A 14,174-nucleotide genomic window follows, 5' to 3' on the forward strand; every position below is an offset into this window, starting at 1 on the left:
ATAGGTATTTTATAACGACTAAACAAGGACACAAATGAAATTTTTTATAGACACGGCCAACTTGGATCAAATACGGGAAGCCCAAGAGTTAGGGGTTTTGGATGGTGTAACCACAAATCCGTCCCTTATGGCAAAGGAGGGTATAACCGGACGGAACAATATCCTGAAACACTATGTGGATATTTGTACCATTGTGGATGGTGATGTTTCCGCCGAGGTCATTTCCACGGATTTTGACAGTATCATAAAGGAAGGGGAGGAACTCGCGGAACTGCATGAACAGATTGTGGTAAAGGTTCCGATGATCCGTGATGGTGTAAAGGCATTAAAATATTTTTCGGATAAAGGCATACGTACCAATTGTACCTTGGTTTTTTCCCCAGGGCAGGCCTTATTGGCCGCAAAGGCGGGAGCAAGCTATGTATCCCCCTTTATAGGTAGGTTGGACGATATTTCCACGGATGGACTCAACCTCATTGCGGAAATCCGGCATATTTATGACAATTACGGTTTTGAGACCCAAATCCTGGCGGCATCCGTACGGCATACCATGCATGTAATAGATTGTGCCAAACTCGGGGCAGATGTCATGACCGGTCCCTTATCCTCTATAGAAGGACTCTTGAAACATCCCTTAACGGATATAGGACTGGAAAAATTCCTGGCCGATTACAAAAAGGGAAACTAGGATAGTTCGCGTAGAAAATTCAACAATAAAGCCTTTGGAAATTGTAGTTTTCCAAGGGCTTTCTTTTTAGAAGGAGGAGGCGTACATGTTGGAGAATGCATCGACAATTTTGGCATCCTCCGTAATAATACACTTGTTCATCGGATAGATGACCAAGGCCTTTGTGGCTTCTTCGAAATTCTCGGCCCTATATTGGTTGGCCTTGTCCAAATTCTTGGTTTCGATCATAACCCTCCACTTGGCATCATCTGTTTTTAAATTAATGCCAACAAACCTGTATTTTGGCATTTTTAAGGATAGGTAGTTTGCCCTCCGGGTAATGTTATCAAAATGCCTTTTATCGGTTCCGGACCAAAAATAGAAGACGGTCTTGGTATCCTTGGCAATTTCCTTTAGGGAAATCTTTTCTCCTTCGCTGTTTAAAACATTGATATTGGGAATCTCCTTATCCGGCTGTATGTTGAGTATGCCCTCATAGAGTTCGTTGATTTCCGAAATATGCTTGTTATTGCTGGAGAGTCTATGAAATTCCTCGATGAACATTTTATTGTTTTCCTCTGTATCATGGATTTGCAGAAGATAATCAAATGCAACGTTTCGGAACAGATTGTCCTTTAAATCCTTTTCCTCTACCAGACTATCGATAAGACCAAGTTTATGCATATTAAAATGCAAGTGGTTTTTGACCACATCGTTTTTAATACCGCATCCCTTGGAGCAACTCATATAGGACCGATTTCCAATATGATTGACCATGAAGTTGTAGTAGGGCCTCAGATAGGTAAGGTCTTTGTTTTCAAAAGTGACGGTTTCCCTATAGTCGTAGAAATCGGCTGGTAGTTTGTCAACCACCTTGTTCCCTGTATAGGATTTGTGTTTAAATGGATACTTTTCCTTAAAAGTATAATAGTTGTACACGATGCTGGCCTCCGCAATCTCCCTTTCCTTTTCGGACCAATCCGATTCCTTGATTAAAATTTCCAGTTGATTTAGTTTGGATTGTTTTAGGGAATCGATTTTTTCATGGAATTCCTGAGGTTTCAATCTGTACATGGCATAAATCAAAGGCTCTTCGGCCTCATGTGCCAAAAAAAGCTCCAAAAGAAAATTGTTGATCTCATCACCGGAACCGGAAAACACCAACGATTCATCAAAATCCATGGTGTTGAGCCGTATCAAAAGACTATCGCCTTTCTCTAAATAAACATATTGGTACTCGGGATTGTGCTTAAAGTGATAGAGACCATTCTCGGGGGAATCCAACTCGAGGGAAAATCTATTGTTTTTATCCAATCGGGCAGAATCGATAAGATTTTCGCCCTTATAAATAACGATATATTCACTAGTAGGGTTTACAATTTCTCCCGCGAAAAAGACGTTGTCCGATTTTTTTTCGGTCACACCACAACCCACTAAAACAAAAAGAAATAGATAACGTAAATGTTTATGCATATAAAAGTATCTATTGTGCAACGAACAAAATTAAGAAACCGGTATGCGCAAGGCTGTTAATAGCGAGTTAAAAATTAGACAGTTGCGTTAAGGTCATCGACAAACGACATGTTTAAAAAGATGATTGTTTCCGGACCCATTTATTTCTTTATTTTTGCACAAAATTTTAAAAACAGCTTATGTTATCCGTATCAAATCTATCGGTGCAGTTTGGAAAAAGAGTCTTGTTCGATGAGGTAAATGTGTCCTTTACCCAGGGAAATTGCTATGGGATTATTGGGGCAAATGGGGCGGGAAAATCCACCTTCCTTAGGATACTTTCCGGCCAAAATGAACCTACATCCGGGCATGTGCAATTGGAACCTGGTAAACGTATGTCCATTTTGGAACAGAATCATAATGCCTATGATGAGTTTAATGTTTTGGAAACGGTAGTTATGGGCAACAAGCCCCTTTTTGCCATAAAGCAGGAAATAGATGCCCTGTATGCCGACTATACGGATGAAAATGCGGATAAGATAGGGGAGCTACAGGTTCAATTCGAAGAAATGAATGGATGGAACGCCGATAGCGATGCGGCCGCCCTATTGTCCAACCTAGGGATATCCGAGGAATTGCACTATACCATCATGGCCGAACTGGATTCCAAGTTAAAGGTACGTGTGCTTTTGGCACAAGCCCTTTTTGGCAATCCGGATGTACTGATAATGGACGAGCCCACCAATGACTTGGACTATGACACCATACAATGGTTGGAAAACTTTTTGGCCGACTATGAAAATACGGTCATTGTGGTATCCCATGACCGTCATTTTTTGGATGCGGTATGTACCCATATTGCGGATATCGATTTTGGTAAGATAAATTTGTATTCCGGCAATTATACATTTTGGTATGAAAGCAGTCAGTTGGCCGCCCGGCAGAGAGCACAACAGAATAAAAAAGCGGAGGAAAAAGCCAAGGAATTACAGGAGTTCATTGCCCGATTTAGTGCCAATGTGGCCAAAAGTAAACAAGCCACTTCCCGAAAGAAAATGCTATCAAAGCTTAAGGTAGACGATATAAAACCCTCTAGTAGAAGATATCCCGCCATTATTTTTGAAAGGGAACGTGAAGCTGGGGATCAGATACTGAACATTAACGGTTTGGCCGCCTCCTCCGAGGATGGGGAAATCCTTTTTGAAAAGGTAAACATCAACTTGGCCAAGCAGGACAAGGTGGCATTGATTTCAAAGGATTCCAGAGCTACCACAGCTTTTTACGAAATCTTGAACGGGAAGAGAAAAGCACAACAAGGAACATATCAATGGGGTATTACCACTACACAATCCTATTTGCCCGTAGACAATTCGGAATACTTTGTTGAAGACATCAATTTAGTCGATTGGTTGCGGCAATGGGCCAAGACCGAGGAAGAACGTGAAGAAGTATATATCCGGGGATTTTTGGGAAAAATGTTGTTCAGCGGGGAAGAGGCCCTAAAAAAATGTACCGTACTGTCCGGAGGGGAAAAAGTTAGGTGTATGCTCAGTAGGATGATGATGCTCCGGGCCAATGTGTTGCTGTTGGACGAACCTACCAATCATTTGGATCTGGAAAGTATTACCACCTTCAACAACTCGCTCAAAAATTTTAAGGGAACGGTCATTTTTACCACCCATGACCATGAATTTGCCCAAACCGTTGCCAATAGGATAATAGAATTGACCCCCAAGGGCAACATTGACAGATATTTGACGTTTGATGAATATATGTCGGACAAGGCTATACGGGAACAACGGGAAAAAATGTATACGGTGCCGGTGTAGTTTTGTAGACCCCAAATTCCTACATCATGAAGACCTACAAGATTTTTTACGTGCTATGGGCATGCTGGGTCGTTGTTGGCTGCAGCAAATCAGAAGACGGGGGAACTTTGAACGGGGAGAGCCCTCCCGATTCTCCTGGAACAAAAGCGGATTATACCTTGCTTCTCCAAAAAGAGGGAATACTTACAAGTATCTTGTTGAATGCGGAAACCGAGGCGATTACGGTAAACCCTACCGAAAGCCCTTTTCCGAACATTACGTTTCCGGAACTCACCTATACGGACGGTCACTTGTTGGGCCTATACCAGAAGAAAACCCTTTGTGAGGGAAGGATTATGACCTACGATTTTAAAGAGGACCAATCCCAGGAAATGGAAATCTTTATGGACTTGGAGGACTGCAATCTTACGGCCAATGCCATTGCCCGTTCAGAAGACACTTTTTATGTAGCCTACCAATTGGAGATCACCTCCAAAGAGACGGCTTATTTTGTTCGGATATTGGACTTGAATTCCGATGAATCCGAATTTACGGATATTGAGCTGGACAAAAAGCCTGTGCAAATGGTAATGGCCAGCAACCGGCTGTTTATCCTTACCCTGGATGAGGAGATAACGGATGAATACGCCCTTTCCGTAATGGACACGAATACCAAACTATTGATACATGAAATGGATTTGGGTTTTGATGTACGCCGGATCTTCAAGACGCCGGAAAAGGACATCATCATTAGTTACGACGAATTGCATACCACATTGGACAGTGCCACCATGTCGTTTAAATATACCCAATATGATGAAGGTACGGAACCCAATTTTATGGAATCGGATTTCGAGTACTTTGATGACAGCGGCAAAATGTATTATGAAATGCTATCGGGATCTAACAGTATGTATCCCTTTATTCCGGCGGTTTATGATTTCAAGGCAAGTTTGGGGGTGCTGTATGCCTTTGAAAATTTTTTGACGGAGACCCAGCGGGATTTCGAGTTTGAAATTGAAAGTACGTCATTAGTAAGCTATGATGAGAAAAATGGATTAATTCTGGTAGGATACAAAAAAAACTCGGGTGATGATAAAGGTGGCCTCCTTAGAATAAAGCCCATACCCAATCCTGAATTTATTGACAATTTGGATTTGGAAGGAGTACCTTTCCAAATATTCGTAGAATAAAAATTTTGTATTATTTAAAAAAAGAAAATGCCCCTTTCAAAGGGGCATTTTTGGTAGTATTCCGAACCTGGACTAGGCGTTGAAATACTTACTATTCCATATGGCAGGGCTAAAATTTTTACCCAAGGCGAAACCATAAAAAATAACTACTGCCGCAATGGATTTGAACATGAAAAAGTAGATAATCCAGAATTCGGCATTGGAACTGGATTTTGAAAACAATCCATTCGGGACCAAAAGGGTCACCAAATAGCTGGCTGCCAAAACCAAGAGGGTCAGATTTACAATACTCTTAAACGGCCACATAAGGGCTCTCCTAAGAGGATGTAGGTCGTTGCCCCATTTATGGATTAGATAGAAGTAGTCGTTTCCTATTGGGACCAAAAGCAAGGGATCATCTTTGTCCGCTAGTTTAAAAAGCTTGGAAGGGGCAATGATTTTATAGCCTTGGATTTCAATCTTGTGTTCTTTTTCCAATTCTTTGATTTTGGAAATCGCCCTATTGGGGATTTCGCCCTTAAAGTACTTTGAATCCAGGAAGCGCAAGCGATATTCGATACAAATTTTCTTGATATGGGATAGGTGGTAAATTTTCTTTGTGTCTAGCAAATCGAAATCGAAGTGATTGATAATAGTTGATTTACCACCGGATAAATTATCATGTATCCGTTCCGTACTTTGTTGATCCTCTTCCAGTATCCGAAAGACTTCATCCAAGATTTTTTCGGAATTCTTGGTACCTTTTACGGCTTTGCCAAGCTTTTCCTCGATGTTTGTTCTTTTTAATAACATTCTTTTTCTTTTAGCAATTGTCTCAAATTTAAACATTTCCCAATTGAAAAATTTAGTCGAATAGGTACGCATTGTTAATATTATGTTAATTTATATGGGAAAGAGTTTTTGTTCACGGAATAACCTTGGGATTTTGATATATTGTCAATGAAACCTTATGTTTCATCCATATCTTGTTTTATTGCCCCAAAATTCTTAATCCTATGAAATGTTTGGTTTCTATCATTCCCTTGTTTTCCCTGCTCTTTTCCTTATTTTCTTTAGCTCAAGGAAATACATCCATAACTGCCGAAGCACGGTTTTCCAAAATGGATCCCCAAAAATCCATAATCAGGAATACTGAAAACTCCCAAAACCATAAAACCCTTTCAACTGTCATGAAGGCAGCGGACTTGGAAGAGACCTTGGGCTATGACGGTCCTTTTACCGTATTTGCACCATCGGACAAGGCTTTTGAAAAGTTCTCCATTGGGAAAGTAACCCAGCTACTAAGCCCCGAGAACAAAGAAGATTTAAAGGCCCTACTTACCTATCATATCATTGCAGGAAAGCTTACGGCCTCACAAATTCTCAAGGCCATGTGTAGGGGAAATGGCCGAGCTGTTTTTACTACGGTCCAAGGGAAGGAGATTGTCGCAACCATGGAAGGGATCGATATTGTCCTAACAGACGATTTTGGCAATTCCGCAAGGATTACCACTGCGGACGCCAACCAATGCAATGGGGTTATTCACGAAATAGACAGTGTTATCGTCCCTCGACAAATGTGATAATTTCCTAACGAAGCTCGGCACCAAGTTCGATCTCGTACGTGTGTTGTAACTTGCCCATAATTCTATCTATTTGTTTATCCGTCAGAGTGCCTTTTTCATCTTGTAGCGTAAAGCTTACGGCGTACGATTTTTTGCCATCGGGCAGTTTTTTGCCGGTATAAACATCAAAGAGTGCGATATTCTTGATTAGTTTTTTTTCTGTTTTTAGCCCTAAATCATGAACTTGGTCAAAAGTTATTTTCTCGTCCAACAACAAGGCAAAATCGCGCTTTACCTCAGGATATTTAGGGACTTCCCGATGATTTATCCTCCCTTTTTTCGCATAGGAAATAATGTTGTCCCAATTGAAATCCGCATATAGGACTTCCTGTTTTATATCAAGCGGCTTTAGAACCGATGCTTTGAGGATGCCTAAAACCACGAATTCCTTTTCCTGTCCTTTTAAGGAAATACCTTCAGAGATAAAATTATTTTCCGATGGGCCGGAAGTCAATTCCCGGATTCCAAGCCGCGACAAAACATTTTCCACAATGGACTTTAGATAAAAGAAATCCGTTTTTTGGGTAGATAGTATCCAATTGCCGGGATTCCTATTGCCCGTTAGGAACAAGCACAAATGCTTACGCTCGTTGTATGTATCCCCTGTTTTAAAATACGTTTTTCCGAATTCGAAAAGTTTTAGATCCGGTCTTTTTCTGTTGAGGTTATGGGATATTACCTCCAATCCATTATAGACCATGGATTTCCGTAGAACGGAGAGATCGGAACTCAATGGGTTCAATAGGGTTACAGTCTCCTCGGTCATTTCATATTCTGGAGAAGTAAGGCTATTGGTCAGTATCTCAAAAAAACCTTGGGAGGCCAGTAAATTCCCTACAGTATTCTGAATTTTATAATCCTCAAATTTTGAGGTAGGCGCGATGGATGCATTCAATTTTTTTCCAAAGGCTATATTGTTGTAGCCATATATCCTCAAAATTTCCTCAATAACATCCACTTCACGTTGTACATCGACGCGATAGGAAGGTATTACTACGCCCAATCCCGCTTCAGTCACATTTTTTACCTTAATTTCAAGAGAAGCGAGAATGGATTTTATGGAGTCCTTTGGAATTTCCTGTCCGATGAGGTCATTGATCTTGTTAAAAGCCAAGAAGACCTGATAATCCTCCTTCTTCTTGGGGTAAAGATCGATAACATCCGATGTAATATCACCTCCCGCTATTTCCTTAATAAGGATAGCGGCTCGTTTTAGGGCATATTCCACATTTTCGATATCGATGCCACGTTCAAAACGAAAGGAAGCGTCCGTATTTAAACCGTGTCTCTTTGCGGATTTCCGGATAGAGACCGGATCAAAATAGGCGCTTTCCAGGAAAATCGATGTGGTATCCTCTGTGACACCTGAATAAATTCCCCCAAAAACCCCGGCTATACACATGGGTTTTTCCATGTCGCATATCATCAGATCCTCTTCATGTAATTCCCTTTCCTCACCATCCAAAGTGGTAAACTTTGTGCCTTTAGGCAAGGTCTTTACAACAACTTTTTTACCATGGATCCGATTGGCATCAAAGGCATGAAGGGGTTGTCCCAATTCGTGTAGCACGTAATTGGTGGCATCCACTATATTATTTATGGGTTTAAGGCCAATGGCCCTTAATCTATTTTGCAACCATGTAGGGGAGGACTGTACGATAAGATTGCTTAGCGTAATACCACAATAACGTGGGGCCAGCTCTGGATTCTCTACGGCTATGTCTATTTTAAGTGACCGGTTGTCTACGTTAAAATGGCTTACCGGAGGCGTAATCAACTCCAGTTGTATATCTCTTTCCGTAAGACCTGCCTTTAAATCGCGTGCTACCCCAAAATGGCTCATGGCATCGGCACGGTTGGGCGTAAGTCCTATTTCAAAGACCTCATCGTTTTCGATCTCAAAAACTTCGGAACAGGGTGTTCCAGGTTCCAAACCCTTACTAAGTACCAAAATGCCGTCGTGATTGTCACCAAGTCCCAACTCATCTTCCGCACATATCATACCCTGACTTTCCTCACCCCTTATTTTGCCTTTTTTTATAGTCCAGGAATCACCATCGCTTGTATAAAGTGTGGTACCTAAAGTGGCTACCGGAACTTTTTGATCTTTTGCCACGTTTGGGGCTCCACAGACAATTTGCAGCGGTTCGTCAAGTCCTATATCCACCGTGGTTAATTTGAGCCTATCCGCATTGGGATGCTTTTCACAGCTAAGTACATGGCCGACAACAACGCCTTTTAAGCTGCCTTTTACGGACTCAAAAGCGGTAATGCCCTCCACTTCAAGGCCTAAATCCGTCAAAAGTTCGGCGGTTCGTCTCGATGTCCAGTCTAATTTTAGGAATTGTTTCAACCAGTTGTAAGAGATATTCATCAGTCGGTTTTAGAACGCGTAAAGATAAAACAATGCACTAAGACATTCAATACAGATTCTAGTGAATTGTTCCATACCTGATAGGGAAAGTGGCATAATAGTCCTAAGTCCCGGAAATATGAAGAAAACGGAAAGGAAATTGAAATCTATTATGCGAATTAGATAATCGTGGATTTCCCCAAACCTATGTTTTCGTCATTGATATTGAAATCTTGATCTTGGTCCACAATGTTTTCCGCTATAAAATCACCTACGTAATCGGTACCATATTTACTACTTCCCATGATATCCGGGGTAACCACATTTTTTTGGAAAGATTTGAGGACTGCGGCAACCACTGCATTGGACTCTTCGAACAGACCAAAATGTTGCAATAGCATTGCCGTACTTAGGATCGAGGCAACGGGGTTTGCAATATTTTTATCCTTGGCTTGTGGATAGGAACCGTGAATGGGTTCGAACATGGCGTTGTCCTCACCTATGGATGCCGAAGGCAACAGCCCAACGGAACCGATGATTACACTGCCCAAATCGGATAGAACGTCCCCGAACATGTTGTCGGTTAGGATTACATCGAACAGTCTAGGATTCAGCATAATCTGCACTGCCGCATTGTCCACATACATACAATCCATTTCTATTTCGGGATAGCTTTGCGAAATTTCGGTGACGACCCTTCTCCATAAACGAGATGTTTCCAAAACATTGGCCTTATCCACCAAAGTTACTTTTCCTTTGCGTTTTTTGGCCGCTTTAAAGGCCATATGCGCAATACGACTGATTTCGGATTCGGAATATTCACAGATATCCGAAGCAAAAGTACCATCCTGGCTTAGCTGTTTCTCCCCAAAATAGATACCCCCGGTAAGTTCCCTATAGATGACCAAATCCGTACCTTTAACAATTTCCTTTCGCAACGGTGACTGTTTTAGCATTGCCGGGAAGGCCTTTACCGGCCTGATGTTTGCGAAAAGCCCCAAAGTTTTTCGAAGATTTAGAAGACCTTGCTCGGGTCGGATCTTGGCTTTTGGATTATTATCAAAATGAGGTGTTCCAATAGCACCGAACAATATGGCATCGGAAGCCTTACAAAGTTCTATAGTATGTTCTGGAAGCGGTGTTCCGGTCTTTTCTATGGCCACGGCACCCATTAAGGCATTGGTAAAATGGAAATCATGCCCAAAAGTTTCATGTACGGCATGAAGGCATTTTACGGCTTGGGCCAATACTTCGGGACCGATTCCATCCCCGCCCAAAAGGGCGATTTCCAATCGCATTTACGTAAGGCTTTCGATATTTAGATTGCTGGCTTCAATGATTTCATGAATATCATCGTCAAGAATCTCTTTTTTTCGGTCTGCAAATTTTAGAAATTCCTCGTATACACCATCCAATTGGATTTTTGTAAGATTATAGCCCACTTTTTTCGCCCGATAGGCCAAAGCGGCCCTCCCGCTTCTCGCGGTAAGGACTATTGAGGATTCCGTAACACCCACATCTTCCGGATCGATGATTTCATAAGTTTCCCGGTTTTTGATCACTCCATCCTGATGTATCCCAGAGCTATGCGCAAAGGCATTGGCTCCCACGATGGCCTTGTTGGGTTGTACCATCATTCCCATTTTTTGGGAAACCATTTGGCTGGTGTCATAGAGTAACCGACTGTTGATATTGGTATCCAAACCAAGGTAAGGATGTTGTCTCAGGATCATCACAACTTCTTCCAAGGAAGTATTTCCGGCACGTTCCCCAATGCCATTTATGGTGCATTCTATCTGCCGTGCCCCATTGATGACACCCGCTATTGAATTGGCCGTTGCCAAACCCAAGTCATTGTGGCAGTGGCAAGAGAGGATTGCTTTATGAATGCCCTTCACATTTTCTTTTAGATACTTCATTTTTGCGCCATACTCTTCGGGCAAACAATAGCCGGTAGTGTCCGGGATATTCAAAACCGTGGCACCGGCCTTGATGACCGCTTCGCAGACCCTGGCCAAAAACTCGTTCTCCGTTCTACCCGCATCCTCGGCATAAAATTCCACGTCCTCTACAAAGGTCTTGGCATAACTGACGGCTTGGATCGCCCTTTCTATTATGGCATCCCTATTGGAATTGAATTTGTGCTTTATATGGGAATCGGAAGTTCCTATGCCCGTATGTATCCGTGGTGTCTTTGCCGGTTTTAAGGCCTCCGCCGCAACCTCGATATCCTTTCTTACCGCTCGGGTAAGTCCGCACACCGTGGCATTTTTCACTACTTTGGCAATTTGAGTAACAGAACTAAAGTCTCCTGGACTGGATATGGGGAAGCCCGCTTCAATAATATCCACACCAAGTTGATCCAGACGTTCCGCTATAACGAGTTTCTGTTCCGTATCCAACTTGCAGCCGGGAACCTGTTCGCCATCTCGAAGTGTGGTATCAAAAATTTGTACTTTATCTTTACTCATTATCTTTACTTAGTTTTGACTAGCCTATACGAATATATGACCAATAGGACAAACGACCTAAAATTTAGAATAACATTTACAACGTTTATCCACTTTTTCGGTTTTTTAAAAATCTGAATGACAATTACTTAAATACAATTTTTTACGATGACAAGTGAGCATAAAGATGCACTGTTCGTACTGGTGAAATCCCTTTCAAAATCCGAGAAAAGACAATTTAAGCTCTATGTAGGCCGGTTGGGAGTGAATACCGATGCCAAATTTTTGGCACTTTTTAATCTTCTGGACAAAATCAAGGCGTATGATGAGCGGGTCATTTTGGCCAGCGGAATCGTAAAAAAGGCGCAACTGTCCAATCTAAAGGCACATTTATACCGTCAAATTTTGGTGAGTCTACGATTGAACCCGGTAAACCAGAATGTCCGGGTCCAAATTCGGGAACAGTTGGACTTTGCCACAATCCTTTATCAAAAAGGACTGTATAAACAAAGCCTCAAAATCTTGGATAAGGCCAAGGCCACGGCCATAGAAAACGAGGAGAAGAATATTGCCTACGAAATTGTTGAATTGGAAAAAATAATTGAGACCCAATACATCACCAGAAGTATTCCGGACAGGGCAGATGAACTGGCCATACAGGCCAAGGAACTCTCCGCACAGAATGTGATGACCAGTAAATTGAGCAATTTATCCTTGCAACTCTATGGATTGATGTTGAAGTTGGGCTATGTGCGCAGCGACGAGGACTATACCAGGGTAAAGCGCTACTTTGAGCGGCAATTGCCCAAATACAACTTGGAAGATTTGGGGTTCCGGGAAAAACTGTGGCTGTACAAGGCCCATTTATGGTACAGTTTTTTGGTTCAGGACTTTTTGTCGTCCTATAAATACGCAAGCAAATGGGTAGACCTTTTCTATGAACGGCCGGATATGATCAACCTAAATCCCGTGTTTTTCCTGAAAGGGAACCATTATTTGTTAGAATCCTTGTTTTATGTAAAATACAGCTCTCAATTTAAAGAAACACTTGAAAAATTGGAGCAAATTGTAAATACCAATAGCTTTCCAAAAAACGACAATATCTCCTCCTTGGCTTTTTTATACCTCAATGCCAATAAACTGAATCTTCATTTTTTGGAAGGGACTTTTGAAAAAGGACTATATCTGGTGAAGATAATCGAGTATGGTATAGGCAAACACAAACAGCGTATCGATGCCCACCATATCATGATCTTGTATTATAAGATTGCATGTTTATACTTCGGTGTTGGGGACAATAAAATGTGTATCCAGTATTTGAAGAAAATTATTGACAACAAGAGTTTAAAAATGAGGGAAGATTTGATGTGCTTTGCCCGGGTATTGAGTTTGGTGGCACATTATGAGGCCGGTATGGACTACCATTTGGAAGTACAACTAAAAAGCACCTATAAATTTTTGTTGAAGATGAACGATCTGCATGCCGTTCAAAAGGAGATGATCAAGTTTTTGCGGAATTTGGGGAATATTTATCCCCACGAACTTCGAGGCGAATTTGAGAAGTTGCATGCCCAATTGAAAAAATATGAGGAGCATCCCTATGAAAAAAGGGCATTTTTGTATCTGGATATTATTTCTTGGCTAGAGAGCCATTTAAAGAACAAGCCCGTTGCGGAAATCATCCGTGAAAAAGCCATGAAACTTACACGCTAGCATTTGGATACGAAAACCAACCTAAGTACCCGTAATTTTATTGAGATAAACATTTCGATGCTGTTATTGGGCACCTCGGGTCCGTTCGGAAAGTTTATTGACTTGCCAGTCCCATTGACCATTGGAATACGTGCCGCTATGGCCTTTTTCCTATTGCTGGTCTATTGCAAATGGCGGGGTATATCATTTCGATTGCGCCAGCGGGATGTTTTTCCTATCCTTTTAAGTGGGTTTTTGATGTGTATCCACTGGCTCTCTTATTTTAAGGCATTGCAACTTTCCAATGTGGCCGTTGGGATGCTGTCCCTCTTTACCTATCCCGTCATTACCGCTTTTTTGGAGCCTTTTTTTCTAAAGGTCAAGTTTCAGGCCGTTCATTTGGTGTTGGCCCTTTTAGTACTTTTCGGGATTTATTTTTTGGTTCCCGATTTCAGTTTTGATAATGGCCATACCATAGCCATTGGTTTTGGCGTATTTTCCGCGTTCTGTTATGCCGTCCGCAACCTAATTTTAAAGACTAAGGTAGACAGGTACAATGGGTCTGTTTTAATGACCTATCAATTGGTTATTATTACCGTTTTGTTGCTGCCCGTGTATTTTATGTACGACCTTGCGGAGATAAAGGATCAATGGCCGGGATTGGCGGGTTTAATCGTTATTACCACAGCTTTGGGGCATACCATGTTCATCAATACGTTCAAGCATTTTTCGATTACAACCGTTAGTATACTCAGTTGTATTCAACCAATCTATGGAATTATAATCGGGGCCTTGTTCCTTTCCGAGATTCCTACTTGGACTACGGTATTGGGAGGAATCATGATTTTGGCCTCGGTAATTATGGAAAGTATACGCTCTTATAAATAGTCTTCCCGTATTATCGATTTTAAGAATACGGTTTACGTCTACGATTCTATACCAAATGGATTTTAAG

Annotated in this window: 11 protein-coding genes; 6 read left to right on the forward strand and 5 right to left on the reverse strand. The window is 41.6% G+C overall.

Translation table 11 applies throughout. The features are described from left to right. Positions 1-34 precede the first annotated feature (34 nt). Positions 35-688, forward strand: a complete 654-nt coding sequence (gene fsa / locus ACO06Y_RS15075) for a fructose-6-phosphate aldolase (protein WP_422079814.1) — start codon at positions 35-37, stop codon at positions 686-688. Between the two features lie 66 nt (positions 689-754). On the opposite strand, the gene ACO06Y_RS15080 is transcribed toward fsa, so the two are convergent. After that, the gene (locus ACO06Y_RS15080; protein ID WP_422079815.1) at positions 755-2,140 is read right to left on the reverse strand and encodes a transaldolase; all 1,386 of its coding nucleotides are present in this window, start codon (positions 2,138-2,140) and stop codon (positions 755-757) included. A 179-nt stretch (positions 2,141-2,319) separates the two neighbouring features. On the opposite strand from ACO06Y_RS15080, the gene ACO06Y_RS15085 reads away from it, so the two are divergent. Together ACO06Y_RS15085 and ACO06Y_RS15090 are read left to right on the forward strand one after the other, a co-directional pair. Next, positions 2,320-3,948, forward strand: a complete 1,629-nt coding sequence (locus ACO06Y_RS15085; RefSeq protein ID WP_422079816.1) for an ABC-F family ATP-binding cassette domain-containing protein — start codon at positions 2,320-2,322, stop codon at positions 3,946-3,948. 26 nt (positions 3,949-3,974) lie between these two features. Further along, positions 3,975-5,120: a hypothetical protein gene (locus ACO06Y_RS15090; RefSeq protein WP_422079817.1), complete on the forward strand. Its 1,146-nt coding sequence runs from the start codon at positions 3,975-3,977 to the stop codon at positions 5,118-5,120. A gap of 72 nt (positions 5,121-5,192) precedes the next feature. On the opposite strand, the gene ACO06Y_RS15095 is transcribed toward ACO06Y_RS15090, so the two are convergent. Then, the gene (locus ACO06Y_RS15095) at positions 5,193-5,912 is read right to left on the reverse strand and encodes a hypothetical protein (RefSeq protein ID WP_422079818.1); all 720 of its coding nucleotides are present in this window, start codon (positions 5,910-5,912) and stop codon (positions 5,193-5,195) included. A gap of 203 nt (positions 5,913-6,115) precedes the next feature. Here ACO06Y_RS15095 and ACO06Y_RS15100 point away from each other — a divergent pair, with 203 nt between their 5' ends. Beyond that, the gene (locus ACO06Y_RS15100) at positions 6,116-6,682 is read left to right on the forward strand and encodes a fasciclin domain-containing protein (protein WP_422079819.1); all 567 of its coding nucleotides are present in this window, start codon (positions 6,116-6,118) and stop codon (positions 6,680-6,682) included. Between the two features lie 7 nt (positions 6,683-6,689). Here ACO06Y_RS15100 and pheT read toward each other — a convergent pair whose 3' ends face one another. From pheT to ACO06Y_RS15115, 3 genes are all read right to left on the reverse strand, one after another. Then, positions 6,690-9,098: a phenylalanine--tRNA ligase subunit beta gene (gene pheT, locus ACO06Y_RS15105; RefSeq protein WP_422079820.1), complete on the reverse strand. Its 2,409-nt coding sequence runs from the start codon at positions 9,096-9,098 to the stop codon at positions 6,690-6,692. 158 nt (positions 9,099-9,256) lie between these two features. Beyond that, positions 9,257-10,375, reverse strand: coding sequence for a 3-isopropylmalate dehydrogenase (gene leuB, locus ACO06Y_RS15110; RefSeq protein WP_422079821.1), 1,119 nt, complete (start codon positions 10,373-10,375; stop codon positions 9,257-9,259). Next, complete coding sequence (locus tag ACO06Y_RS15115) at positions 10,376-11,548, reverse strand: 2-isopropylmalate synthase (RefSeq protein ID WP_422079822.1); 1,173 nt, start codon at positions 11,546-11,548, stop codon at positions 10,376-10,378. It abuts the gene before it with no gap. Between the two features lie 147 nt (positions 11,549-11,695). Between ACO06Y_RS15115 and ACO06Y_RS15120 the strand changes: the two genes are divergently transcribed. Further along, positions 11,696-13,240, forward strand: coding sequence for a hypothetical protein (locus tag ACO06Y_RS15120; RefSeq protein WP_422079823.1), 1,545 nt, complete (start codon positions 11,696-11,698; stop codon positions 13,238-13,240). Positions 13,241-13,243: 3 nt separating this feature from the next. Next, positions 13,244-14,107, forward strand: a complete 864-nt coding sequence (locus ACO06Y_RS15125) for a DMT family transporter (RefSeq protein ID WP_422079824.1) — start codon at positions 13,244-13,246, stop codon at positions 14,105-14,107. The last annotated feature ends 67 nt before the right edge of the window (positions 14,108-14,174 follow it).

The organism is Ulvibacterium sp. (assembly GCF_965228935.1).
In the GTDB taxonomy this organism is placed as follows: Bacteria; Bacteroidota; Bacteroidia; order Flavobacteriales; family Flavobacteriaceae; genus Ulvibacterium.